23 protein-coding genes are annotated in these 23,349 nt (G+C 65.1%); 13 read left to right on the top strand and 10 right to left on the bottom strand.

The annotated features are described in order from the left end of the window. Nucleotides 1-2,322: a TonB-dependent receptor gene (locus tag ACFFF7_RS12600; protein WP_379481703.1), complete on the bottom strand. Its 2,322-nt coding sequence runs from the start codon at nucleotides 2,320-2,322 to the stop codon at nucleotides 1-3. Nucleotides 2,323-2,728: 406 nt separating this feature from the next. On the opposite strand from ACFFF7_RS12600, the gene ACFFF7_RS12595 reads away from it, so the two are divergent. Further along, entirely contained in the window at nucleotides 2,729-3,397 is a 669-nt protein-coding gene (locus tag ACFFF7_RS12595; protein WP_379481702.1) for a glutathione S-transferase family protein, read from the top strand. A 6-nt stretch (nucleotides 3,398-3,403) separates the two neighbouring features. On the opposite strand, the gene ACFFF7_RS12590 is transcribed toward ACFFF7_RS12595, so the two are convergent. Then, complete coding sequence (locus ACFFF7_RS12590) at nucleotides 3,404-3,865, bottom strand: cupin domain-containing protein (protein WP_379481701.1); 462 nt, start codon at nucleotides 3,863-3,865, stop codon at nucleotides 3,404-3,406. A 53-nt stretch (nucleotides 3,866-3,918) separates the two neighbouring features. Here ACFFF7_RS12590 and dapE point away from each other — a divergent pair, with 53 nt between their 5' ends. Together dapE and ACFFF7_RS12580 are read left to right on the top strand one after the other, a co-directional pair. Then, on the top strand, nucleotides 3,919-5,055 hold the full coding sequence (dapE, locus tag ACFFF7_RS12585) for a succinyl-diaminopimelate desuccinylase (protein ID WP_379481700.1): 1,137 nt from the start codon (nucleotides 3,919-3,921) through the stop codon (nucleotides 5,053-5,055). 65 nt (nucleotides 5,056-5,120) lie between these two features. Further along, on the top strand, nucleotides 5,121-6,467 hold the full coding sequence (locus ACFFF7_RS12580) for a dicarboxylate/amino acid:cation symporter (protein WP_379481699.1): 1,347 nt from the start codon (nucleotides 5,121-5,123) through the stop codon (nucleotides 6,465-6,467). A 2-nt stretch (nucleotides 6,468-6,469) separates the two neighbouring features. Here ACFFF7_RS12580 and nth read toward each other — a convergent pair whose 3' ends face one another. Further along, on the bottom strand, nucleotides 6,470-7,108 hold the full coding sequence (nth, locus tag ACFFF7_RS12575) for an endonuclease III (protein WP_379481698.1): 639 nt from the start codon (nucleotides 7,106-7,108) through the stop codon (nucleotides 6,470-6,472). Continuing rightward, nucleotides 7,105-7,833, bottom strand: coding sequence for a 4-hydroxy-tetrahydrodipicolinate reductase (dapB, locus tag ACFFF7_RS12570; RefSeq protein ID WP_379481697.1), 729 nt, complete (start codon nucleotides 7,831-7,833; stop codon nucleotides 7,105-7,107). Before dapB ends, nth begins: the two co-directional genes overlap by 4 nt. A 35-nt stretch (nucleotides 7,834-7,868) precedes the next feature. Here dapB and ACFFF7_RS12565 point away from each other — a divergent pair, with 35 nt between their 5' ends. Both ACFFF7_RS12565 and ACFFF7_RS12560 read left to right on the top strand, forming a co-directional pair. Next, on the top strand, nucleotides 7,869-8,567 hold the full coding sequence (locus ACFFF7_RS12565; protein ID WP_379481696.1) for an NAD-dependent deacylase: 699 nt from the start codon (nucleotides 7,869-7,871) through the stop codon (nucleotides 8,565-8,567). Next, a complete protein-coding gene (locus tag ACFFF7_RS12560; protein ID WP_379481695.1) occupies nucleotides 8,564-8,902 on the top strand; it encodes a GFA family protein in 339 nt (112 codons plus the stop codon). Before ACFFF7_RS12565 ends, ACFFF7_RS12560 begins: the two co-directional genes overlap by 4 nt. Here the strand turns inward: ACFFF7_RS12560 and ACFFF7_RS12555 are convergent. Further along, nucleotides 8,899-9,666: a HesA/MoeB/ThiF family protein gene (locus tag ACFFF7_RS12555; protein ID WP_379481694.1), complete on the bottom strand. Its 768-nt coding sequence runs from the start codon at nucleotides 9,664-9,666 to the stop codon at nucleotides 8,899-8,901. The genes ACFFF7_RS12560 and ACFFF7_RS12555 overlap by 4 nt on opposite strands. A gap of 106 nt (nucleotides 9,667-9,772) precedes the next feature. Here ACFFF7_RS12555 and ACFFF7_RS12550 point away from each other — a divergent pair, with 106 nt between their 5' ends. Together ACFFF7_RS12550 and ACFFF7_RS12545 are read left to right on the top strand one after the other, a co-directional pair. Then, entirely contained in the window at nucleotides 9,773-11,470 is a 1,698-nt protein-coding gene (locus ACFFF7_RS12550) for a class I adenylate-forming enzyme family protein (protein ID WP_379481693.1), read from the top strand. 3 nt (nucleotides 11,471-11,473) lie between these two features. Next, entirely contained in the window at nucleotides 11,474-12,244 is a 771-nt protein-coding gene (locus ACFFF7_RS12545; protein WP_379481692.1) for an SDR family NAD(P)-dependent oxidoreductase, read from the top strand. Nucleotides 12,245-12,248: 4 nt separating this feature from the next. Here ACFFF7_RS12545 and ACFFF7_RS12540 read toward each other — a convergent pair whose 3' ends face one another. The 4 genes from ACFFF7_RS12540 to mutM all read right to left on the bottom strand — a co-directional run bounded on the left by ACFFF7_RS12540 (nucleotide 12,249) and on the right by mutM (nucleotide 16,115). Beyond that, nucleotides 12,249-12,875 (bottom strand): LysE family translocator, encoded by a 627-nt coding sequence (locus ACFFF7_RS12540; protein ID WP_379481691.1) that lies wholly within the window; start codon nucleotides 12,873-12,875, stop codon nucleotides 12,249-12,251. A gap of 95 nt (nucleotides 12,876-12,970) precedes the next feature. Then, nucleotides 12,971-14,416, bottom strand: coding sequence for a chromosomal replication initiator protein DnaA (gene dnaA / locus ACFFF7_RS12535; RefSeq protein WP_379481690.1), 1,446 nt, complete (start codon nucleotides 14,414-14,416; stop codon nucleotides 12,971-12,973). 518 nt (nucleotides 14,417-14,934) lie between these two features. After that, on the bottom strand, nucleotides 14,935-15,195 hold the full coding sequence (gene rpsT, locus ACFFF7_RS12530; protein ID WP_379481689.1) for a 30S ribosomal protein S20: 261 nt from the start codon (nucleotides 15,193-15,195) through the stop codon (nucleotides 14,935-14,937). Between the two features lie 104 nt (nucleotides 15,196-15,299). Continuing rightward, nucleotides 15,300-16,115, bottom strand: coding sequence for a bifunctional DNA-formamidopyrimidine glycosylase/DNA-(apurinic or apyrimidinic site) lyase (gene mutM, locus ACFFF7_RS12525; RefSeq protein ID WP_379481688.1), 816 nt, complete (start codon nucleotides 16,113-16,115; stop codon nucleotides 15,300-15,302). A gap of 120 nt (nucleotides 16,116-16,235) precedes the next feature. On the opposite strand from mutM, the gene ACFFF7_RS12520 reads away from it, so the two are divergent. From ACFFF7_RS12520 to ACFFF7_RS12495, 6 genes are all read left to right on the top strand, one after another. Next, entirely contained in the window at nucleotides 16,236-16,754 is a 519-nt protein-coding gene (locus ACFFF7_RS12520) for a DUF1993 domain-containing protein (RefSeq protein ID WP_379481687.1), read from the top strand. A 115-nt stretch (nucleotides 16,755-16,869) separates the two neighbouring features. Next, entirely contained in the window at nucleotides 16,870-17,601 is a 732-nt protein-coding gene (locus tag ACFFF7_RS12515) for a class I SAM-dependent methyltransferase (protein WP_379481686.1), read from the top strand. A gap of 1 nt (nucleotide 17,602) precedes the next feature. Beyond that, the gene (gene ubiB, locus ACFFF7_RS12510) at nucleotides 17,603-19,156 is read left to right on the top strand and encodes a 2-polyprenylphenol 6-hydroxylase (RefSeq protein ID WP_379481685.1); all 1,554 of its coding nucleotides are present in this window, start codon (nucleotides 17,603-17,605) and stop codon (nucleotides 19,154-19,156) included. A 3-nt stretch (nucleotides 19,157-19,159) separates the two neighbouring features. Then, nucleotides 19,160-19,438, top strand: a complete 279-nt coding sequence (locus ACFFF7_RS12505; RefSeq protein ID WP_379481684.1) for a hypothetical protein — start codon at nucleotides 19,160-19,162, stop codon at nucleotides 19,436-19,438. Next, entirely contained in the window at nucleotides 19,431-19,895 is a 465-nt protein-coding gene (locus tag ACFFF7_RS12500; RefSeq protein WP_379481683.1) for a low molecular weight protein-tyrosine-phosphatase, read from the top strand. The genes ACFFF7_RS12505 and ACFFF7_RS12500 overlap by 8 nt, the downstream gene beginning before the upstream one ends. Further along, nucleotides 19,892-20,626, top strand: a complete 735-nt coding sequence (locus tag ACFFF7_RS12495) for an alpha/beta fold hydrolase (RefSeq protein ID WP_379481682.1) — start codon at nucleotides 19,892-19,894, stop codon at nucleotides 20,624-20,626. Before ACFFF7_RS12500 ends, ACFFF7_RS12495 begins: the two co-directional genes overlap by 4 nt. 56 nt (nucleotides 20,627-20,682) lie before the next feature. Here the strand turns inward: ACFFF7_RS12495 and ACFFF7_RS12490 are convergent, their stop codons facing one another. Then, entirely contained in the window at nucleotides 20,683-23,253 is a 2,571-nt protein-coding gene (locus ACFFF7_RS12490) for a TonB-dependent receptor (RefSeq protein WP_379481681.1), read from the bottom strand. Between the last annotated feature and the right edge of the window lie 96 nt (nucleotides 23,254-23,349).

Below are 23,349 nucleotides of genomic sequence, written 5' to 3'. Positions count from 1 at the left end.
TCAGAACCCTGTCTTGAGCGTCACGAAGAACTGGCGCGGCGACCCGGCAAGCAGCGTCTGGTTGTCGCCGCTGTTGCCGAAGCCGTTCGAGCCGATCGTCGAGACGTAGTTGAGATCGAACAGATTGGTGATGTTGAACTGCACCTCGAACGGGTGTTTGTCACCCTCGCCAAAGCGGTAACCCGCCGCGACGTCGATCAGGGTGCGGGCATCGACCCACTTGTCGTTGGTATAGGTGAAGAAGCGCTTCGACATGTAGTTTGCCGCGACCCGGAAGAAGCGCTGGCCGTCGTCATAGCTGACTTCGCCATGGGCCAGGTGCTTGGGCGAATCGACCACGCTCTTGCCGGCGGTCGGGATCGTGGTGACAATCGGACCGCCTTCCGAATCGGTGGTCCGGATCACCACGTCGTCGCGGTAGGTGTTGTCGTTGTAGCTGTACGATCCGTAGAGCGTCCACGGACCCATGCGGTATTCGCCGCTGGCCTCGATCCCCTGGGCGCGGACCGAGCCGACGTTCTGCAAGGCATTGGCCGCACCGACGATCCCGACCGAAGTGGGAATGGTCAGCAGGCGGTTGCGGAAGTTGACGTAGTAGCCCGCCAGCACCCCGTGGAACCCGCCCGAGCCGAAGCGCAGCCCGGCCTCATAGGTGTCCGACGCTTCAGGCTTGAGCAGCGGCTTGATCGCGTCGAACCCGGCCTGGGTCGAAGAGAACGGTCCCGAAGTGGTCGACGAGACGAAGGCGCGGGTCACCGAACTGAAGCCGGCGAAAGCCTCGATCCCGCTGCCGAAATCGTAGTTCACCCCGACATGCGGCTGGAACCAGTCTTCGGTGCTGAGATCGCCAGCGGTGCGTCCGCCCGCGATCACCGGCGCGGCGTGGTTGTCGACCTTGAAGCCCTTCCATCCCAGGCTGAGCTTGGCCTGGCCCAGCTTGATCTCGTCCTGGACGAAGTATTGGATGGTCTTGGTGTTGAAGTCGATGTCCCACTGGGTGAAGAACGGATTGCGCATGAACTTCAGGTGGTCCTGCCCGGCCACGGTCCGGCTGGTATAGGCATAGAAGCGCCGCGCCTGGTTAAAGTCGTTGTTTTCGAACCACGCCCCGACGTTGAGGTGGTTGAACGCCAGATCGGCCTCGACATTGCCGAACACGCCATAGCGGTCGATCGCGTATTCGGTGGTGCGCACCGCCATCGGCACGCCGGTCGGGCTGTTGACATAGGGGGTGCCCCAGGTGCCCTGGCCTTCGTTCTTGTGGTAATAGCCCTTGACCTTGAAGGTCGCGGTGTCGCCCAGCGGCACGGACAGCCCCAGCGCCCCCAGCGTATCGCGGCGCAGGCCCGAAGCGTCATAATATGCATCGTCGAGCGAGGCGATCGGCGCGGGATAGACCGTCCCGGCGGCGGGGTTGAGCGGCGTGGTGCCGCTGTCGCCGCGATTGGCCCCGATATCGGCCACCTGGATCGCCAGGGCATAGTTCGATGGGCCGAAGTTGTCCCAGTCATAGCCAAGACGGTTGATCATCTCGAGCGAGAGATCCTGGTAGTCCTGCTCGGCCCGGTCGGAATGGGTGATGTAGGCATCGAGCATCGCCGCGCCCAGCGGCAGCACGCCCTTGGCGCTGATCATCCACTGGCGCTGCTTGCCTTCGCCCTTCCACTTGTCGGCGGTACCGTACTGGCCCGAGACGAAAGCGCGCGGGCCGTCCGCGCTGCCCACCGCGACGCGGACAAAGCCGCGCGCCGTGTTCGAATCGCCATAGGTGGCCGATGCGGTCACCCCCAACACGTCGGCGGGATCGACGGTGAAGAATTCCAGCGTGCCGCCCAGGTTGTTGGTCGACTGCGTGGTGATCGAACCCGATCCCTGCGACACCACGGTACGGCCGATGTTGTCGCCCGATGCGGCGCGGCTGATGTGCAGGCCGTTGTGGTTGCCATAGGTCATGTCGCCCAGCGGAATGCCGTCAAGGTTGAAGCCCAGCTGGTTCTGGTTGAAGCCGCGGATCGTCACGCGGGTCGACCATTCGTAGGCACCGAACGGGTCGGCCGACTGGATGTTGACGCTGGGCAGCTTTTCGATCGCGCGCAGCGGGCTGGAACCCGGCGCCAGCAGGGCGATATCGACAGCGCGGACTTCCTGGACTTGACGCGACTGGCCGCGTCCGAACACGACGATTTCCTCACCCGTCTCTTCGACCGGAGGCGCTTCGTCGGCGGCGACGGTATCGGCAGTGCTGGCCGGCGCGGCGCTGGCCAGGGCCGCTTGCGGCAGCAAGGCAGCGGTTGAAAGCAGAAGGATTGAAAGTCGGCGCATGGTGCCCCCCGTTGGTGATGTGACAGGTGGGCAGGTAGGCGGGGCGTGTTACGGCGCGATGCCAGTTTGGCGGCAGTTCGATGAACTTTCGAAGGCAGATCGGTTACGCCAATTCGTTCATTGTGTGACGCGCTGACGACAGCATGATCGGACCGGCGCTCACTGCGCGCGCAGGTTCGCCTTTCCTACACAAGCGCCTTTCCCGCATAGACTGGGGATGCGCCGCGGCCCGATCCGTCCCTTCCAGACCGTACCCGATGCCCATCTCCGCGATGGCATTTGCACCTTGCCGCAGCCGCTGTGCCCGGCGCGCGGCGGGGTTCCCTTTTTGCGCGCAGGACACTGCCATTTATGTGAAGCGGTTCAGCCTCGACAGGCTGAACCTGAACGGTTACGCACCAAGGCCATGAAACTGATCCTCGGCAACAAGAACTATTCAAGCTGGTCGCTGCGCGGCTGGCTGGCCGCCAAGCAATCGGGGCTGCCGTTCGAGGAGATCATGGTCCCGCTCTATGGCGACGACTGGGACATGCGCAAAAAGGAACACGACGAGATCGCGCCGTCATCCGGCAAGGTCCCGGTGCTGTGGGACGGCGACGCGGTCGTCTGGGACAGCGTCGCGATCATGGAATACCTGGCCGACAAGGTCGGGCGCGACCGGTTCTGGCCCAAGGCCGACGATGCCCGCGCCATGGCCCGATCGATGGTCGCGGAAATGCACAGTTCCTACCAGGCGCTGCGCAGCGAATGCCCGCTCAACGTCCGCCGCCGGATCGAGGGCGCGACGATCAGCGAGGCGGCCAAGGCCGACATCGTCCGCATCCTGACGCTGTGGGCCGAAGCCCGCGCCCGCTTCGGTCAGGGCGGGCCGTTCCTGTTCGGCACCTTCAACGCCGCCGACATCATCTACGCGCCCGTCGTCAGCCGCTTCATCAGCTATGGCATCGCCGTCCCCGGCTTTGCCCTGGCCTATATGGAAGCGGTGTGGGAACACGAATGGCTGCAGGCCTGGGTCGCCGCGGCCGAGGCCGAGGACTGGACCATCGAGCAGTTCGAGGCCGAGCCGGCGCGCTAGGTCCGGTTACTTCATCCGCTCGGCCGGATAGCGTGAGCCGTCCTTGTGGTAATAGCCTTCGTCGGTGAACGTCATGTCGATATCCGAATATTCGCCCCCCAGGTCCGGTCCCGCGCTGATTGCCACGAAGCTGCAATCCGCGCCGCTTTCGTTGATCAGGTGATGGCCGTTCGCCACCCCTTCGGCCCAGGCGCAGACATCGCCGGGACGCAGCACCGTGCGCCCCTCGTCCTCGACCAGCACGGCTTCGCCGGTCAGCATGACCAGCAATTCGTCCTGCCCGCGGTGCCAGTGGCGCTGGCTCGACCAGCCGCCCGGCTTCAGCACGACATGGCTGGCCCCCAGCGCGGTCAGCCCGCCGGCCGGCGCCAGACGGCGCCACCACCGGCCTTCCACCGCCTGGTCGAACGGCGCGGGATAGCCGGTGGCATTGCTTTGCGGGATGGCTGCGATATCGAGCTTGGGCATGGTCAGGCTCCGGCTTGTGCGGCTGGCCGCGACACCATATGCGAAGGACACGCATGAGCAACACCCCGCCTCCCGTACTCGAATTGGCCGAAGCGCTGATTGCCTGCCCCAGCGTCACGCCCGCAGCCGGGCTGGTGTTCGACTGCCTCGAAGCGCAGCTGACGCCGCTGGGCTTTGCCGTGCACCGCTTCATCACCGGCGAAGCGCCTGACGGGCCGGTCGAGAACCTGTTCGCGATCCGCCACGGACCGGAGGGCAGCCGCCACTTCGCGTTCGCCGGTCACGTCGACGTGGTCCCCCCGGGCGACGACTGGGCCAGCGCGCCGTTTGCGCCGGAAGTGCGCGGCAATCTGCTTTACGGGCGCGGCGCGGTTGACATGAAGGGCGCGATCGCGGCGATGGTCGCCGCCGCCGCCGCGGTGCCGCAGGAGGCTGGGACGATCAGCTTCGTCATCACCGGGGACGAGGAAGGCCCGGCGAAGTACGGCACCGTCGCACTGATCGAGCATATGCGCGCCGTCGGCGCCATTCCCGATCTGTGCCTGGTGGGCGAGCCGACCAGCGTCAACTGGCTGGGCGATACGATGAAAATCGGGCGGCGCGGATCGACCAACATCTGGCTGGAGGTGGAGGGCAAGGAAGGCCACGTCGCCTATCCCCACCTGGCCGACAATCCGATCACCAAACTGGTCCACATGCTGGCCGAACTGAAGGCCATGCCGCTGGATGATGGCACCGACTGGTTCCAGGCCTCGAACCTTGAGATTACCGACCTGTCGGTCGGCAATCCGGCGACCAACGTCATTCCGGCACGGGCGCAGGCGCGGTTGTCGATCCGCTTCAACGACCTCCACACCGGCAAGGGCCTGGGCGAGCGGGTCAGCGCGATTGCCGAAAAGCACGGCGGCAAGGCCCGCCCGGTGGTCTATGGTGAGGCGTTCCTGACCCCGCCCGGCGCATTCAGCCAGCTGATCGCCGACGCGGTCGAGGCCGAGATCGGGCTGCGCCCCGAAGCCAGCACCACCGGCGGAACCAGCGATGCGCGGTTCCTGAAAGACCTGTGCCCGGTGATCGAATTCGGCCTGTGCAACGCGACCATGCACAAGCGTGACGAGGCGGTGGCGGTGGCCGATCTCGACGCCCTGGCGCGGATCTATTCGCGCGTGGCGCTGGCCGCGCTGGCGGGCTGATTGCAATACACGCACCGGCTGTTACCATCGCCGGCAACAAAATAACCTGAGGGATTTGAAGGGTCATGACAGAGCGCAGATCGCCATTCGGCTGGTTCATCCATGTGCTCAGCACCTACCTGACCCGCTGCATCCTGATCGGCATGGTCCTGGGCATCGTCGTCGGTTACCTGGTCAACCAGAACCTGCTGGCTGGCGTGATGACCACCGAGCACTGGGTGCGCAGCTTCCAGGTCCTTTCGACCATCTTCCTCAACCTGATCAAACTGGTGGTCGCCCCGCTGGTACTGGCCACGATCGTTTCGGGTCTGGCCCACATGAACGACAGTTCGGCGGTCGGGCGGATCGGCTTCCGCGCAATCGTCTGGTTCATCATTGCCAGCTTCATCTCGATCAGCCTGGGCCTGCTGATGGTCAACCTGTTCCAGCCCGGGGTCGGGGTCGACCTGACTGCGACCAGCCAGTCGATCGGCGAGGTCAAGAAGCTCGACATGTTCGAATTCATCGAACACGTCTTCCCCAAGAACATCATCCAGGCGATGGCCGACAACAACGTCCTGCAAATCCTGGTCTTCGCGCTGTTCGCCGGGATCGCGCTGACCGCGATCGGCGAAAAGGGCAAGCCGCTGGTCCGCGGGGCCGAGGCGCTGGCCGAGCTGATGCTGCAGATCACCGGCTATGTCATGCGCTTTGCCCCCTTCGCGGTGTTCGGCGCACTGGCGGCGGTGGTGGCCAAGAACGGGCTGGGCATCCTCGGCACCTATGCCAAGCTGCTGGGTGAGTTCTATTTCAGCCTGCTGATCCTGTGGGCGCTGCTGATCGGCATCGGCTTCGTGTTCCTGCGCAGCCGGGTGCTGATGCTGATCCGCTATGTTCGCCAGCCGGTGCTGATCGCCTTTTCGACCGCGTCGAGCGAAGCGGCGATGCCCAAGCTGTTCGAACAGCTCGACCGCTTCGGGGTGCCGCGTCGTATTTCGGGGCTGATGCTGCCGCTGGGCTACAGCTTCAACCTCGACGGGTCGATGATGTACGCCAGCTTCGCGACGATCTTCATCGCCCAGGCCTATGGCCATGTCCTGCCAATCGGCACCCAGATCCTGATCCTGCTGACGCTGATGATCAGTTCAAAGGGCATCGCCGCGGTGCCGCGCGCCAGCCTGGTGGTGATCGCCGCGACCCTGGCGATGTTCGACCTGCCAGTGGAAGGGATCGCGCTGGTTCTGGCGATCGACCAGTTCCTCGACATGGGCCGCACCGCGACCAACGTACTGGGCAACTCGGTCGCCACCGCGGTGATCACCAAGTGGGAAGGCATGCTGCAGCCGCCGCTACCCGCCGATGGCGAGCCGGAGGCCCCCCACGACACGCCCGAACACGGCAAGCGCGGGCTGCACCTCGATCCGGGGCAATAGTCTTAACGCGCTTCCGACTTCGGTTTGAACGCGCACAGGTCGGCCACCGGGCAGCGCCAGCATTCGGGACGCCGCGCCTTGCAGATGTAGCGGCCGTGGAGGATCAGCCAGTGATGTGCGCCGACGCGAAATGGGGCCGGCACGCCCTGCTCCAGCTGCTTCTCGACCGCCAGTGGGGTCTTGCCCTTGGCAAGCCCTGTGCGGTTGCCAACGCGGAAGATGTGGGTGTCGACCGCGAAGGTCTCGGCCCCGAAGGCGCAGTTCATCACAACGTTGGCGGTCTTGCGGCCCACCCCCGGCAACGCGGTCAGCGCATCGCGATCGGCCGGCACTTCGCCGCCGTGATCGCGCACCAGGATTTCCGACAGGGCGATGACGTTCTTCGCCTTGCCGTTGAACAGTCCGATGGTCTTGATGTGCTGCTTCAGCCCCTCCTCGCCCAGCGCCACCATCTGCTGCGGGGTCGTCACGTCACGGAACAGCGCGCGGGTTGCCTTGTTGACCCCGACATCGGTCGCCTGCGCCGACAGCACCACCGCGACGAGCAACTGGTAGGTATTGCCAAAGGCCAACTCGGTTTCCGGGGCGGGATTGTCTTCGGCCAGGCGGCGGAAGAACTCGAACTGATCGGCCTTGTTCAAAGACCCAGCACCTCGGGCATGGTATAGCGCCCCGCGGGCTTGCCGATCAGCCATTGCGCAGCGCGGACGGCACCACGTGCAAAGATCCGGCGATTCTCGGCCAGGTGCGACAGCGCGATGCGTTCGTCATTACCCAGGAACTGTACCGTGTGATCGCCCGCCACGGTGCCGCCGCGCAGGCTGGCAAAGCCGATCGCACCGCGCGCGCGGGCCCCGGTGATCCCGTCGCGGCCGCGCTCGCTGTGCCCAGCAAGATCCACGCCGCGCCCCTCTGCCGCGGCCTGCCCCAGCAGCAGTGCGGTGCCCGACGGGGCATCGACCTTCATCCGGTGATGCGTCTCGATCACTTCGATGTCCCAGTCCTCGCCCAGCCGCTGCGCCGCCTCGCGCACCAGGTGCGCCAGCAGAGTCACCCCCAGCGAGGTATTGCCGGTCTGCAGCACCGCGACGTGCTCGGCGGCGTGATCGCACAGAAAGTGATGCCGTTCCTCCAGCCCGGTGGTCCCGATCAGGATCGGCACCCCGGCTGCCACGGCAGCGTCAAGGCTGGCTTCGAGCGCGTGCGGGCTGGAGAAATCGACCAGCACGTCGCTGCCCGCTGCCAGCGCCGCCAGGTCATCGCCCTTGTCGGCCCCGCCGGCATGAGTCTCGCCCGCTGCCAGTACGGCGTCGACCAACGCCTGGCCCATTCGTCCCGCGCTGCCGATGATCCCGATTCTTGCCATTGCCGTCCCCATTGGTGTCGTGCTTCATGGGCGACATGAGTGAAATCCGCAATATCGTGATCCTGACCGGCGCCGGGGTGTCGGCGGAAAGCGGGATCGACACCTTTCGCGATGGTGGCGGCCTGTGGGAGCAGCACCGGGTTGAGGACGTCGCCACGCCCGAGGCCTTTGTCCGCGACCCCGACCTGGTCCACCGCTTCTATGACATGCGCCGCGCTGCCATTCAGGAAAAGGAGCCGAATCCGGCCCATTTCGCGCTTGCCCGGCTCGACGCGGAATGGCCGGGTGAATTGCTGATCGTCACCCAGAACGTCGATGATCTGCACGAGCGCGCCGGCGCCCACCGCGTGCTGCACATGCATGGTGAGCATCTCAAGGCATGGTGCACCAGCTGCGATGTGCGATCCGTATGGCGCGAACCGCTGCTTGCGCGGCCACCCTGCCCGGTGTGTCAGGCGCGCAGCCTGCGCCCGGACGTGGTCTGGTTCGGCGAGATGCCCTACCAGATGGAGCGGATCTATGCCGCCTTGCGCCAAGCCGACCTGTTTGTCTCGATCGGCACATCGGGCGCGGTCTATCCCGCGGCCGGTTTCGTCCGCGATGCCCGCGAACTGGGTGCGCGGACGCTGGAACTCAACCTCGAACGGAGCCAGGGCTCAAGCTGGTTCCACGAAACCCGGCTGGGGCCTGCAAGCGAAGTGGTTCCGCAATGGGTCGATGAGCTGCTGCAATGAGCGAACACCGCGGCAGCTGCCACTGCGGCGCGATCCGGCTGGTGCTGCGCGTAACGCCCGGCGATTGCGCCGAGTGCAACTGCTCGCTGTGCCGCCGGGTCGGCGGGCTGTGGCACCATACCGCGCCTGCGATGGTTACGATCGAAGGAACGGGCCAACCTTACCGCCAGGGCGACTGCATGATCGACAACTGGCACTGCCCGACCTGCGGATGCATCACGCACTGGACCCCGGTCGATCCCGATTACCCAAGGATGGCCATCAATCTGCGGATGTTTGATCCCGCGCTGTGGCAGGACCTGCCGCGGCGGCTGATCGATGGGGCAAGCTTCTAGGCGGAACAGCCCTTGCACGCCGGATCCTTGGCGATCCGCATTGTCCGCATTGCCGGAGTCAGCCCCTCGACCAGATGCAGCCGGCCCCATTGCGGATCACCGAGCGTGGCCTTGCCGGCCAGCAGGACGCGAATCGCCTGCATTGCGGCAAAGGCGCCGACCATCCCCGCCATCGCGCCCAGAACGCCATCGGCGGCGCAGGTATCGCAGTCTTCGGCATCGAAGGCATCGCCCACGAAGCAGCGATAGCAGCTCTCCCCGGGCAGGTGCCCGGCGAAGTTCGCGACCTGCCCCTGGAAGCGGCCAATTGCTGCGCTGGTCAGTGGCACGCCCAGCGCCACGCAGGCGTCCGACACGGCCAGGCGAGTCGCGAAGTTGTCACAGCCGTCGAGCACAAGATCGGCACCTTCAAGGATCGCCGCCGCGCTTTGCCCCCCGATCCTCCCGACGCAGGCGCGAACCTTGAGGGCCCCGTCGAACCGCCGGATCCAGTCGGCTGCAACGTCGGCCTTGGGCCGACCGATATCCGCCGGGGTGAACACCGTCTGGCGATGCAGATTGCTGGCATCGACCACATCGTTGTCGACCAGCGTGATCGAACCGACTCCCGCTGCTGCGAGATATTGTAGCGCCGGCGATCCGATCCCCCCGCAACCGATCAGCACGATTCGCGCCTGTGCCAGCGCTACCTGCCCCGCGCCGCCCACTTCGGGCAGGACAATGTGGCGGGCAAAGCGGTCAAGGCGGTCGGGCGGCAAGCTCATTCAAGGCCCCTTACGCACAAAACCCCGGGCAGGCGAGACGTTCGCCGCTTGCCCCTGCTCCCCGACTCCGGCATTAACCGGACAATTAAGAAAAACGGGATGAGCGATGCACTATGCCGAGCTGCGCCAGGCGCGCGAAGAACTGACCGGTCCGGGTGGGCAATTCGAAGTGATCGAGGCGGATATCCTGGGCAACCGGATCCGCACCTACAAGAATGCGCCGCCTTCGGTGCGCGAGTTCTGGCTGGCCTCTGCCGCTTTCGCCGAGCGAACCTATCAGGTCTATCAGGACGAGCGGATGACCTATGCCGATGCGCATCGCCAGACCACGGCGATCGCGGCGTGGCTGTTCGATCAGGGCCTGCGCCCCGGCGACCGCGTCGCCATTGCGATGCGCAACTATCCCGAATGGATGCTGGCCTATTGGGCCTGCGCCAGCGTCGGCATTGCCGCGGTAGGGATGAACGCCTGGTGGACCCCCGACGAAATGGACTACGCGCTGCGCGATTCGGCGCCAAAAGTGCTGATCTGCGATGCGGAGCGGCTCGACCGGTTTCGCCAGTGCCCGGATCTGGCCGGAACCATCCCCCTGGTCGGGGTACGCCTGGCCGAAATGCCTGCCGACGTGACGCCGTGGGCTGATGTGATCGCCCATCCCGGCGCACTGCCCGATGTGACGGTCGATCCGGATTCGGACGCCAGCATCTTTTACACCAGCGGCACGACCGGCTTTCCCAAGGGCGCGCAGCTGACCCACCGCGGCTGCGTCGCCAATCTGGTCAACCTGCTTTACGCCGGCGCATCAAATGCCATGGCGATGGAGCGTGCGACCGGCGAAGCGCCCCCCGCCGATCCGCCACCACCGGTGACCTTGCTGACCACGCCGCTGTTCCATGTCACCGCCAACAACTGCGGCGCTTATGCCGCAACCGCGCTGGGCGGCACGCTGGTGCTGATGTACCGCTGGGATGCGGGCGAAGCATTGCGTCTGATCGAGCGCGAAAAGGTCACTGGGATGAGCGGCGTGCCGATCATGGCGCGCGAGGTGATCAACCACCCCGACTTTGCCAAGACCGATACCACCAGCCTGCTGTCGCTGTCCGGCGGCGGGGCGCAGGTCCCGCCCGACCAGGTGCTGGAAATCGATGCGCGGGTTCCCACCGCCCGCCCCACCACCGGCTATGGCATGACCGAAACCTGCGGCGTAATCACCTCGGTCGGCGGCGATTTCTTCACCGACCGCCCCGACAGCGCGGGCCCCGCCCTGCCCAATTTCGAAACCCGGCTGGTCGGTGACGATGGCAAGGATGTCGCGCCCGGCGAAGCGGGCGAGCTGTGGGTGCGCGGATCATCGGTGATCCGCGGTTACATCAACCGTCCCGAGGCCACGGCCGAAGCGATCACCGATGGCTGGCTCCACACCGGCGATGTCGCGCGGATCGACGAAGACGGGTTCATCTATCTCGTCGACCGCAAGAAGGACATCATCATCCGCGGCGGCGAGAACGTCAGCTGCACCGAGGTCGAGGCCAGCGTCTATCGCCATGCGGCGGTGGCGGAGTGCTGCGTTTTCGGCGTGGCCGATGACCGGATGGGCGAAGAGATCGCCGTGGCTGTGGTGCTCAAGTCCGACGCTGCGCTGGATGAGGCTGCCTTGCAGGCGCATTGCGCGGCGCACCTCGCCCGGCACAAGGTGCCGCGCTTCGTCCGCTTCTTCACCGATCCGCTGCCGCGCAATGCCAGCGGAAAATTCCTGCGCCGCGACTTGCGCGACCTGTTCGCCGGCGAAACCACGGAGGCTTGAGGCATGGGCGATCTTGATGGACGCATAGCGCTGGTGACCGGAGCGGCGACCGGGCTGGGTGCGGCGGCGGCGCGTGCTCTGGCTGCTGCAGGCGCCAAGGTGGCCGTCACCGACTTGACCGCGCCTGAGGGCCTCGCCGCTGAAATCGGCGGCATCGCCCACGCGCAGGACGTCACCAGCGAAGACGACTGGGCCGCGACGATGGATTGGATCAGGGCCGAACTTGGCGGGCTTGACGTGCTCGTCAACAATGCCGGGCTGTGGCTGTTCAAGCCGATCACCGAAACCACATTGGACGACTGGCGACGGCTCCATGCCGTCAATGTCGAAGGCGTATTCCTGGGCACCCGGGCCGCGGTCCCCTTGCTCGCCGAACGCGCGCACCAGTGGCGCGGCGGCTCGGCAATCGTCAACCTGTCCTCGGTTGCTGGTATCGAAGGCGCTGCCGGGGCGACCTGCTATAACAGCACCAAGGGCGCGGTGCGGCTGTTCACCAAGGGCTGCGCCAAGGAACTGGCGGCGGCGCGGATCCGGGTCAACTCGGTCCACCCGGGGGTGATCGACACCGACATGGGCCGCCATCTGGTCGACGACTTCGCCCAGGCCCAGCAGCTCGGCAATAACGAGGTCTTGGCGCAGGTCTCGGCCATGCATCCGCTGGGCCATCTGGGCGAGCCGCAGAATGTCGCCGATGCGGTGGTGTTTCTCGCTTCGGACCGCGCGGCCTTTACCACCGGCAGCGAACTGGTGGTCGACGGGGGGCTGTCCGCCTAGGCGCCTAGCGCGCCGACGACATGGCCAGCCGCAGGCCGAAGCCGACGAATACCGCGCCGGTCAAGCGGTCGAGCCAGCGCAGCGTACGCGGCTGACGCAGCAAGCGGTTGAGCGGAACCGTTGCGCCGATCAATATCGCGAACCACACCAGGCCCAGCACGTCGTGCAGCACGGCCAGGAAAAACGTCGTTGCCGCAACCGGCGCGCCGGCGGGCACGAATTGCGGCAGGAAGCTGATGTAGAACACCCCGATCTTGGGATTGAGCAGGTTGGTCAGTAGTCCGCGGCGGAAGGCACTGCCTCTCGGGCCGGGCAACGCGGCGTCAGGCTGGGCCAGAGCGCTGCGCGGGCGAAGCAACAGTCCAATGCCAAGCCACACCAGATAGGCCGCGCCAGCAAGCTTGATGATCGCAAAGGCCAGGGCCGAGGCTTGCAGCACCGTGCCCAGACCCAGCGCCACGGCACCGCCCCAGATCAGGCAGCCCAGATTGATCCCCAATGCTGCCAGCAAACCGGCGCGTCGCCCCTCGACCGTCGCAGCGCGGAGTACCATCGCGGTATCGACGCCGGGGGTGATGGTCAGCAGTGTTGCCGCCACCAGGAACGCGGCGAGATGCGACATGTCGATCATCGGGACAGGCTATCAGAACAGGCGCAACGGTGCACAGCCTTGTTGACAAGGCTGTGCACCGCCAGGGTGAAACGGGTGGATAGGCGGTGGAGAGATCAGCTTTCCAGCTGGCGCAGCAGGCTGCGCACGTCGCCGTCCATGTCGGCATCGCGGGTACGCAGGTCTTCGATCAGGCGCACCGCGTGGATCACGGTGGAGTGGTCACGTCCGCCGAACTTGCGGCCGATTTCCGGGTAGCTGCGCGGGGTCAGCACCTTGGCCAGATACATCGCCACCTGGCGCGGGCGGACCACGGCGCGGGCGCGGCGCTTCGATGCCATTTCGGTGCGGTCGACGCGGTAGAACTGGCAGACGGTACGCTGAATCTCGTCAATCGTGATGCGGCGACGATTGGCCGAAAGGATGTCGGTCAGTTGTTCTTCAGCCAGCTGCAGCGACACCGCCTGCCCGGTCAGCTGTGCATAGGCGATCAGCTTGTTCAGCCCGCCGACCAGTTCGCGCACGTTGCGGTTGATCGTCCGGGCGAGGAACTCGACCACGTCGGCGGGGACATGGGTCGGGCTGAAGCGCTGCAGACGGTGCTCGAGGATCGCGCGGCGCAGCTCGATGTCGGCCGGCTGGATGTCCGCCACCAGACCCATCGACAGGCGCGACAGCAGCCGCTGCTCAACTCCGTCGAGCGCCTGCGGAGCGCGATCCGCGGCAAAGACCAGCCGCTTGCCTTCAGCCAGCAGCGCGTCGATCGTATAGAGCAGCTCTTCCTGGGCGCTGGCCTTGCCGATGATGAACTGGATGTCGTCGACCAGCAGTAGGTCGAACCCCCGCAGCCGCGCCTTGAACTCGATCGTCTGGTTCTGGCGCAGCGCCTGGACGAATTCGACCATGAACCGCTCGGCCGAGCAATAGAAGATCCGCGCCCGCGGATGGGCGACCAGATAGGCGTGGCCGATCGCATGGAGCAGGTGCGTCTTGCCCTGCCCGGTCGCGGCCTTGAGATAAAGCGGCGCGAACTGCGGCGTTTCGGTGGCAGCCATGCGCTGCGCCGCATTGCTGGCCAGCACATTGGCGCTGCCAGTGACAAAGGTGGTGAAAGTCAGCGAGGGATCGAGCCCGATCGAGGCCATGCCGATGCCGCCGGCGGCCATGCCGCCCAGCTCGGCCGCGCCCATACCCAGCGCATCGCCCGGCTGCGACGGCGGTGCGCCGTCATTGGCCGCGCGGCGCACGCCGTCTTCGCGGCCCAGGCGCAGCCCGGACAGCGCGCGGCGATGCGGCTGGACCGAGATGCGGACGTGGCGCACGTCGGGCCGCGCGATCTTCCACGCCAGCGACAGCCGGTCGGCAAAGCGGTCGGCCACCCAGTTGGCCGAGAACTCGGTCGGCAGGAACAGGTCCAGCGTTCCGGTTTCTTTGCAGAACGTGCCCAGCTGGATCGGCTTGATCCACTGCCCATGTAGCTGATGACCCAGGTCCTTGCGCAGGCCCTGGCTGATGTCAGCCCAGTCGGCGGCAAGGTCGAGCGCTTCTTGTTCTTCTTTCATGCGCTCTACATCATTCCTGTTTCCGGCAGCGGCAATGCCCCGCTGTCCGCCCAATCCCGTGCCAGTCACCCGGACGCCCCCAATTTACACTACGGCCATGATCTGCGTGGCGAAGCCCCACAGAACGCCTTGCGCCAACTGCCCAAGTCGACGCTACCATTTCGCGATGTGTTGTGATGTCCTACGCGGGAAACCGTGCCGGACAGTCCCCGCGTTATGGACGAGGCAGCGACGAGAGCAAGGCGTTCGCCGTAAAAAAAATGAAATAAATCGCCTTGACGACCCGCTGCACGGCGGAATCCCGTCACCAAGTCCTAACGTACTGTTAAGTTTGAATTTTCCATCGAGATCAAGTGCGAATCGTGGGATTCCACCAGCTTAGTGCACTGCAGCACAGGACACATACGTAAGCATGAAAAAAGCCGGCCATTTGCGGGCCGGCTTTTCAGCTTCGATGTTCCGTATTCGTACCTAAGGCGGTGTCCCGACAAGGGACGAATCGCCCTGATCGGCGCGAATCAGAGCGAGGCGACTCGCTTGGTCAGACGCGACAGCTTGCGCGACGCCGTGTTCTTGTGAAGCACGCCGCGGGCCACGCCGCGGGCCAATTCCGGCTGCGCCGCCTTGAGCGCGTCGGCTGCTGCCGACTTGTCACCACCGGCAATCGCCGATTCGACCTTCTTGACGAAGGTACGGATGCGACCGAGACGGTTGCCGTTGATTTCGGCGCGACGGTCGTTGCGGCGGATGCGCTTCTTGGCTTGCGGCGTATTGGCCATGTTCGTCCTTAGAAAACTCGTGCAAAAACGGGGCGCCGAACGGAATCGGCCCCACGGGAAGCGCGGCCCTTAACTGCGGGTCTGCGAATCGTCAAGTATTGCGGTTATTTTTGGCACCTTGCGCAGAACCAGGTGCTGCGCCCGCCCTGGACCACGCGCTGGATCGGCGCGCCGTCCCGCACGCAAGGCTGGCCCGCGCGGTCATAGACGTCGAACCGCTTGGAGAAATAGCCCAGTTCGCCATCCGGCCGAGCATAGTCGCGCAGGCTCGAGCCGCCTGCTGCGATCGCTTCGCCCAAGACAGCGCGGATTTCCGGGACGAGCCGTTGCAATGCCGGCCCGCTGACTTGTCCGGCAGGCTTGCGCGGGTCGATTCGCGCGCGGAACAGCGCCTCGCAGACATAGATATTGCCCAGGCCCGCAATCACGCGCTGGTCGAGCAGCATCAGCTTGATTGCCGCCACGCGCCCGGCAAGGGCCGACTTCAGATAGGCCGCGGTCAAATCGTCGCCCAGCGGTTCCGGGCCCAGCGCAGCGAAGGTCGGCCACTGATCGAGTGCAGAGGTATCGAGCAGATCGACCGATCCGAAACGGCGCGGATCGCACAGGGCCAGGCGATGCCCGGCAGCGGTTTCGATTTCCAGATGATCGTGCGGACCCAGCGCATCCGGCTCGATCCGCCAACGGCCCGACATGCCAAGATGGAACACCAGGGTCTGATCGCGGTCGGTGTGGATCAGACCGTACTTCGCCCGCCGTCCCAGCGCGGTAATGGTCGCACCGGTCATGGCCTGAACCAGACCTTCGGGAAAGGGCCGCCGCAGATCGGCGCGGTAGGTCGCGATCCGCGCTATTCGCTGCCCCTCAAGATAGCGCTGCAGGCCGCGCACGGTGGTTTCGACTTCGGGAAGCTCTGGCATGTCCATTTCGGACTAGGCATGGCTCGGCACCTTGTCCACGGGATATTAGTTTCGTATTGCAACTAATATCCCGTGTGCCTAGACAGTGGCAACGCACGCAATCACTTGGGAGAACACGCGATGGCCGTTTCACTTTATCAATCCGCCATTCCCGGCTTCATCGCCATGCTGGGCAACATGAAAGCCTGGCTCGACAAGGCCGCTGCACATGGCGACGAAACCGCCCTGCTTGACGCGCGTCTGGCACCCGACATGCATCCCCTGCCCAATCAGATCCAGATCGCAACCGATGGCGCCAAGGGGGTCGCGGCGCGGCTGACTGGCGGCGAAGCCCCGGCGATGCCCGACACCGAGGCGACCTTTGCCGAACTGAAGGACCGCTGCGACAGGACCATCGCCTATCTGCAGTCGATCGATCCGGCCGCTTTCGATGCCGGTGCCAATCGCGAGATCGTGCTGACTTTCCCCAACGGCGGCGGCCTGAAATGCGATGGCGCCACGTTCGTTTCGGGCTTTGCCGTGCCCAATTTCATGTTCCATGCGACCGCCACTTACGCGATCCTGCGCAGCCAGGGCGTGCCGCTGGGCAAGGCCGACTTCCTGATGCACATGGCGCCGCACATGTTCGCGCCGGGCTGACCGCAACAGGACGGGCATCCGCCATTTTCCGGCAGGTCCGGCAGAGGGCGGATTGCCCTTCCGTACACCGACTCTTCGCTGGCACGCAGCGGCGGTTGCCGCTAATGCGCGGCGCATGAACGATACGGTATCCTTTGGCTACGACGAGGTTTCTCCCGAGGAGAAAACCGAAAAGGTCGGCGCAGTCTTTTCCAGCGTCGCGCGCAAGTACGACATCATGAACGATGCAATGTCGGGCGGCATGCACCGTCTGTGGAAGGACAAGTTCGTGCGTCGGGTCAAGCCGCAGCACAGCGAGCAGATCCTCGACATGGCCGGCGGCACCGGCGACATCGCCTTCCGCCTGGCTGCGGCCGGTGCGCAGGTTACGGTTTCCGACATCAACCAGGATATGCTGGATGTCGGGATCGAGCGGGCCATGGAGCGCGGGCTCGACAGCCTTGTCTGGTCGCGCCAGAATGCCGAGGAACTGAGCTTTCCCGACCGCTTTTTCGATGCATACACCATCGCTTTCGGGATCCGTAACGTCACCCGCATCGACCGTGCCCTGGCCGAGGCGCACCGCGTGCTCAAGCATGGCGGGCGGTTCTTCTGCCTGGAGTTTTCGACGACCGAATGGCCGGGTTTCAAGGAAGCCTATGACCTCTATTCGCACAAGCTGGTGCCGAAGATCGGCAGTGCAATCGCCGGCGATGCGGATTCGTACCGCTATCTGATCGAATCGATCCGTCGCTTTCCGACCATGCCCGAATTCGAACGGATGATCCGCGATGCCGGCTTTGCCCGCACCCGGGTCGAACCGATTCTGGGCGGCCTGGTCGCCATCCATTCGGGGTGGAAAGTCTGAGGTGACGCGGCCTTCGACGCATATCTTGCGCCTGCTGCGCTGGGGCCGCACGCTTGCACGGCACGGTGCACTGCGCGGGATCGAGAAGGATCCCAACACCCCTACCCCGGTCCGGCGCATGGTGCGGATCGCCCGCTTCGGTACGCTCCAGCCACGCGTCCCCGACTACGCCGGGGCATTCCAGGACATCGGCCCGGCGGCGATCAAGCTGGGCCAGACGCTGGCCACGCGGCCCGACATCGTCGGCGACGAAGCGGCAACCAATCTTCTGCTGCTGCAGGACAGTCTTCCACCCGTGCCGTTCGCGGCGATCAAGGACGAAATCGAGCGCAGCTTTGCCAAGCCGCTGTCGGCGCTGTTCGCCAGTATCGAGGACGTGCCGGTCGGCGCAGCCTCGATCGCCCAGGTCCACCGCGCGGTGACGACCGAGGGCAGGACGGTGGCGGTCAAGGTGCTGCGCCCTGGCATTCGCGAGAAGTTCGCGGACGACATCCAGACCTACGAATGGGCGGCTGCCCATCTAGAGGCGTTGGGCGGCGAGGCGACACGGCTGCGCCCGCGCCTGGTCATTGCCAATTTCAAGCGCTGGACGCTGCGCGAACTCGATCTGCGGCGAGAGGCTGCTTCAGCCTCGGAACTCGCCGATCTGATGAAATCGACCGAGGGCTATCGCGTGCCCGGGATCGACTGGGACCGGACCAATGGCCGCGTGATGACCATCGACTGGATCGACGGCATCAAGATCAACGAGACCGAGGCGCTGCGCGCAGCCGGTCACGATCTGGCAGCCCTGGCCAACCACCTGGTGCTGACCTTCCTCAAGCAGGCGATCAGCCTGGGCTATTTTCACGCCGACATGCACCAGGGCAACCTGTTCGTGCAGCCGGACGGTACCATCGCCGCGATCGACTTCGGGATCATGGGACGGATCGACCGCCGGGCCCGGTTGTGGCTGGCGGAAATTCTCTATGGCCTGACCACCGGCAATTATCGCCGCGTCGCCGAGATCCATTTCGAGGCGCAATATGTGCCGAGCTATCATTCGGTCGACGAGTTCGCCACCGCGCTGCGCGCCGTGGGCGAGCCGACCCGCGGCCGCCCGGTCAGCGAACTGTCGGTCGGGCAGATGCTCGACAGCCTGTTCGCGATCACCCGCGAATTCGACATGCAGACCCAGCCGCACCTGCTGCTGCTTCAAAAGACCATGGTGATGGTCGAAGGGCTGGCGACCCAGCTCAACCCGCAAATCAACATGTGGGATGTCGCCGCGCCCTATGTGCGCGAATGGATTCGCGACGAACTGGGTCCGGAAGCCGCGATCGCCGAGCGGCTGCGCAAGGACACCGAAACGCTCCTGCGCGTGCCCGATCTGGTCCGCCGGTTGGAAGAACGATATCCGCCAAGGGGCGGTGCTCCGGATGCACCGCCATTGCCCCCGGTCGAGCTGATCTGGGATCGCCGCCGCGGCGAGCGGCGCTGGCCCAGCTATCTTGTTGCAGCGGCTGCTGGTGGCCTGGCTTTGTGGGCGGCGCAGACGCTGCACTGGCTGGGCTGAGCCATGGATCTGGAAGCGCTGCTGGTGCACTTCTTCGGCAGCGACGACCCGGCGAATCTGACCGAGGCGGAATTCGACCGGGCGACCGAAAAGCTGAAGATCGCTTTCGGGATCGAGCGCGAACCCGGCCGCCGCTTCGCGCTGTGGACCCTGCTCCACGCCCTCGACATGGCACCGCTGCCGGCTGAGGCTTTTGCCAAGGAGCCGCAGCTGAAGGCTGCAGCCGACGAATATCTCAGCGCCGCGTTTCGTCTCGAACGCTTTGGCGACGGCGATGCCTGATCCGGCGGTCCTGTTCGTCTGCCTGGGCAATATCTGCCGCTCGCCACTGGCCGAAGCGGCATTTCGGCATGAAGTGGCATTGTCAGGACTGACTGTCATAGCGGACTCAGCGGGCACGGCTGACTATCACGTCGGCGAACCGCCCGATCCGCGTGCGATCCGCACCGCTGCCGCTTACGGCATCGATATCGCGGCCTATCGCGGGCGTCAGGTACGCCCGGCCGATTTTACCCGGTTCACCCATATCTTCGCCGCCGACCATGCCAATCTGCGCAACTTGCGGCGGATTGCGCCCGCGGGGCACGCGGCACAGCTCGGGCTTATCCTCGATCTGGTTCCGGGCCGCGCGGGACAGGACCTGACTGATCCGTGGTACGGCGACGCGGCGGGTTTCCTTGAGACCTGGGCCGATGTGACAGCCGCTGCCAGGGCTCTGGTGGCCAAGCTGTCGCGGTGACCGGGCGGATCGCCTATTTCCATGGCATGCCCGGTGGCCCGGGCGAATGGAGCCAGTTCGCCCCGCCTGCCCTGCGCGAGGGTGCAGTCGTACCCGACCGGAATGAAGGGCAGACCGTCGAGCAGCTTGCCGGCTTGCTGCATGGCGATGGCTGGACGCTGATCGGTTTCTCTCTTGGTGCGCCGATCGCGCTGCAGGTTGCGGCGCGCCTTGGCGATCGCGCGGCGCACATTCACCTCGTTTCGCCGGCAGGGCCTCTGCAGCTGGGCGATTTCCTGCCGCACATGGCTGGCGGCGCCTTGTTCCGCCTGGCCGCGCAGAGACCGGCTCTGTTCCGCGCCCTTGTTCACGCCGAAAGCCTGGTCGCACGCATCGCCCCAGCCTGGCTGATGCGCCGCCTGATGGCCGGCGCAGCTGGCGCCGATGCAGCCTTGGTGCGGGACAAGGCTTTCATCGTCGCCATGGCCGGGGTGCTGCGCAACGGCCTTGGCCGCAACGCGCATGGCTTCATTGCCGAAGTGTTGCGCTATGTCAGCGACTGGCGGGAAAGCCTTGCCGCGATCGGTAGCCCAACGACGATCTGGCAAGGCGATGCCGACACCTGGACTCCGCCGGCAATGGCGACGGCGCTCAAGGCCTCCCTCCCAGGCGAAAGCCGTCTGGTCACAGTTCCAGGTGCATCGCACTATTCGGCGCTGGCGCATGCGCTTAAGGCCATCGCGGGCCCATGACAAAACGCCCCGGACCTTGCAGGGTCCGGGGCGCTCGTTTGGCAGTTAGACTGATCTCAGTACTTGGCGCCGACCCGCAGGCCGAACATGCGGGGCACGGTCGGTACGGTGTAGATCCGCGAACAGCTGCCGCACTGGACAAACTTAGACACTTGTCCGCGTTCGTCGAACACGTTCGAGACGAACAGTTCGAGGTTGAACTTGTCCCAATCGGCACCGACCGCAAGATTGACAAGGCCATAGGGGTCAAGCCGACCGAGCAATGCCGCGTCCCCATCGCGCAGCGCAGAGCGCGCCCAGGTCTGATACGACGCATTGACCTGCCCATAGGCCTTGGCGTCACCCATCGGCACCGTATAGCGCATCGTTCCGGCGATCTTGAACTGCGGCGTAATCGGAAGGCGGGTGCCCTTTGGCGCCTTGATCGAATTGGGATCGCCGTTGGGCAGATCGTTGGTGCATTCAAAGGTCGGATCGAAGCCCCGGCACAGGTTCTTCTGCATGATAGCGTCAGTGTAGGACGCGTTCACGTTGAGCGCGAAATTCTCGACATTGTAGCCCGCATCGAGTTCCGCACCCCAGATCCGCGCATTCGGGCCGTTGATGATGACGGTAAAGCTGTTCGGCCCCAGATAGCTGAACTGGAAGTTGTCCCAGTCCTGACGATAAACCGCCCCGTTGAGCCGGACCCCGCGCGCCGGCGAGGTCTTGAAGCCGATTTCGTAGTTCTTCAGGTAGTCAGGCTGATAGGCGCCGAAATCACCGAAGCGGTTCTGTCCGCCAGGACGGAACCCACGGCTGAAGGTGCCATAGACCATCATCCCCTGAACCGGCTTCCAGGTCGCGTTGAAGCGATAGGTCACCCCCGATCCGACTGCCTTGACGGGAATGACGGTCCCGTTGGTGGCCACGCCGAGGTTGGTGCAAGGCGTCCCCGCTACGACGCCCGGAAGCAGCGTGCTCGAGGAACTGAAAGTATCGGTCGCCCGGTCGTAGAGCCGGTCGCCGGCGGTGGTGAAACACTGCGATACGCCGTACTTGCGCGTATCCACCGCGTTGGTCGGCGAGGCCTGGTAATTGTTCGCCGGATTTGCCCCGAACCCGAAGAAGCCGATCAGATCGTTGTCGTACATGAAGACGCGCAGACCGCCCGTAAGGGTGAACGTATCCGTCACATCGAAGCTGGCTTCGCCGAACATCGCGTAGTCACGATCGTTGCGGTGCTGCTTGGTCAGCCACAGCGTGCCGGGCGATCCGTTGACGGACATGGCTGGTGCCAGGTTGGTGACCTGGTAGTCCTGCAGGATGTCGTTCGACTGGTGCTGCAGGAACATCCCGGCGACCAACCGGAAGCGATCGGTCGATGGCGATGCAATGCGCAGTTCGTGGCTCATCTTCTTGAAATGGTCGGTGCCAAGGATGTGCTGACGCGGATCGATGGTGTTGCCCAGCGAATCGACGAAATACTGGTAGCCGGCGATCCCGCCCGAACTCGCATAGTACGAATCGTAGTACTCGGCGTAGTCGGTGTAGTCGCTCTCGGTGCGGTCGGTGTGGTCGAGATAGGCCCCAGCATAGGTAACGTCCCAGTTGCCCAGCTTGCCTTCAAGCGTCAGCGCCGCCTGAATGAAGCGGTCGCGCCGACCTTCGGGGAAGAAGCGCTGGATCTTCAAGTCACCGACCGAGGGATCGAAGGCAAAGGTGCCGTAAGCGCGCTGTTCCTGATACAGGACGGTGGGGGTCACGGTCCAGTTGTCGTCGAGGTCGAGCTTGAGCGCGGCGCGGCCGCCCCAGGTGTCGGTGTAGTTGTAGTTGTTCTTGACGAAAGCGGCGTTGTCGACGGTGATCCCGCCTGCCGCCGCTGCAGCGGCAAGCGCCGGCGCCGCGTTGCCCTTGCCCAGTGGTGCGGCGTCGATCACCGCGCCGTCGAGGAAGCTGCGGCTGCCCGGGACGTTGTCGATGAACCCGGCGTCCTTCTGATAGAAGCCGACCACGCGCAATGCTGCCGATGACGACAGCGGAGCGTTGATCATGCCTTCCAGCTTGCCGCCCCAGCCGCCGTGATCGATCGTGTTGACTTCGCCATCGATGCGGCCTTCGAAGCCTGCGGTCGACGGCTTGTTGGTGATGATGCGGATCGTTCCGGCTTCGGACGAGGCGCCATAGAGCGTGCCCTGCGGGCCCGACAGGCTTTCGATCCGGGCGATGTCGTAGATATGGACATCGAGGTTGCCGCCGATCGTGGTCACCGGTTGTTCGTCGAGATAGACGCCGACCGAAGGCAGCGAGCCCGAATGGTTGCCGTCGCTGCCCGAGGCGATCCCGCGCATGTAGATCACGCTGGAACCGGGCGCGCCGCTCGACTGGAACGACACCGAGGGCAGCTGCGCCGCGTAGCCCTTGAAGTCCGAGATGTTGAGCTGGTCAAGCTTTTGCGTGCCCAGCGCCTGGATCGAGATCGGTACGTTCTGCAGGTTTTCCGAGCGCTTTTGCGCGGTCACCACGATTTCGGACGGATCGACAGTGGTGTCATCGGCTGGCGCTTCCTGCGCGAAGGCCGGCGCGGCGGCAAGGGCGGTGGTGGTGAACAGCGCGGACATGATGGCCCGGCGAGTATTGAAACGCATGCGACTTCCCCGATGTGCTGCGGACATTGCGGGACACAGTGAGTCGGGATGCGGCAAGCGTCAAGCCGGGCGCATCAATCTGTCACCAATCGCACG

It is taken from the genome of Novosphingobium aquiterrae (assembly GCF_042434435.1).
In the GTDB taxonomy this organism is placed as follows: Bacteria; Pseudomonadota; Alphaproteobacteria; order Sphingomonadales; family Sphingomonadaceae; genus Novosphingobium; species Novosphingobium aquiterrae.
This window is presented reverse-complemented; position numbering and strand designations above follow the sequence as displayed.

Bases quoted from the DNA above. Each gene is read 5' to 3' on its own strand.
- ACFFF7_RS12600 (WP_379481703.1), bottom strand. From the start codon at position 2,322: ATGCGCCGACTTTCAATCCTTCTGCTTTCAACCGCTGCCTTGCTGCCG.
- ACFFF7_RS12595 (WP_379481702.1), top strand. From the start codon at position 2,729: ATGAAACTGATCCTCGGCAACAAGAACTATTCAAGCTGGTCGCTGCGC.
- ACFFF7_RS12590 (WP_379481701.1), bottom strand. From the start codon at position 3,865: ATGCCCAAGCTCGATATCGCAGCCATCCCGCAAAGCAATGCCACCGGC.
- dapE (WP_379481700.1), top strand. From the start codon at position 3,919: ATGAGCAACACCCCGCCTCCCGTACTCGAATTGGCCGAAGCGCTGATT.
- ACFFF7_RS12580 (WP_379481699.1), top strand. From the start codon at position 5,121: ATGACAGAGCGCAGATCGCCATTCGGCTGGTTCATCCATGTGCTCAGC.
- dapB (WP_379481697.1), bottom strand. From the start codon at position 7,833: ATGGCAAGAATCGGGATCATCGGCAGCGCGGGACGAATGGGCCAGGCG.
- ACFFF7_RS12565 (WP_379481696.1), top strand. From the start codon at position 7,869: ATGAGTGAAATCCGCAATATCGTGATCCTGACCGGCGCCGGGGTGTCG.
- ACFFF7_RS12560 (WP_379481695.1), top strand. From the start codon at position 8,564: ATGAGCGAACACCGCGGCAGCTGCCACTGCGGCGCGATCCGGCTGGTG.
- ACFFF7_RS12555 (WP_379481694.1), bottom strand. From the start codon at position 9,666: ATGAGCTTGCCGCCCGACCGCCTTGACCGCTTTGCCCGCCACATTGTC.
- ACFFF7_RS12550 (WP_379481693.1), top strand. From the start codon at position 9,773: ATGCACTATGCCGAGCTGCGCCAGGCGCGCGAAGAACTGACCGGTCCG.
- ACFFF7_RS12545 (WP_379481692.1), top strand. From the start codon at position 11,474: ATGGGCGATCTTGATGGACGCATAGCGCTGGTGACCGGAGCGGCGACC.
- ACFFF7_RS12540 (WP_379481691.1), bottom strand. From the start codon at position 12,875: ATGATCGACATGTCGCATCTCGCCGCGTTCCTGGTGGCGGCAACACTG.
- dnaA (WP_379481690.1), bottom strand. From the start codon at position 14,416: ATGAAAGAAGAACAAGAAGCGCTCGACCTTGCCGCCGACTGGGCTGAC.
- rpsT (WP_379481689.1), bottom strand. From the start codon at position 15,195: ATGGCCAATACGCCGCAAGCCAAGAAGCGCATCCGCCGCAACGACCGT.
- mutM (WP_379481688.1), bottom strand. From the start codon at position 16,115: ATGCCAGAGCTTCCCGAAGTCGAAACCACCGTGCGCGGCCTGCAGCGC.
- ACFFF7_RS12520 (WP_379481687.1), top strand. From the start codon at position 16,236: ATGGCCGTTTCACTTTATCAATCCGCCATTCCCGGCTTCATCGCCATG.
- ACFFF7_RS12515 (WP_379481686.1), top strand. From the start codon at position 16,870: ATGAACGATACGGTATCCTTTGGCTACGACGAGGTTTCTCCCGAGGAG.
- ACFFF7_RS12505 (WP_379481684.1), top strand. From the start codon at position 19,160: ATGGATCTGGAAGCGCTGCTGGTGCACTTCTTCGGCAGCGACGACCCG.
- ACFFF7_RS12500 (WP_379481683.1), top strand. From the start codon at position 19,431: ATGCCTGATCCGGCGGTCCTGTTCGTCTGCCTGGGCAATATCTGCCGC.
- ACFFF7_RS12490 (WP_379481681.1), bottom strand. From the start codon at position 23,253: ATGCGTTTCAATACTCGCCGGGCCATCATGTCCGCGCTGTTCACCACC.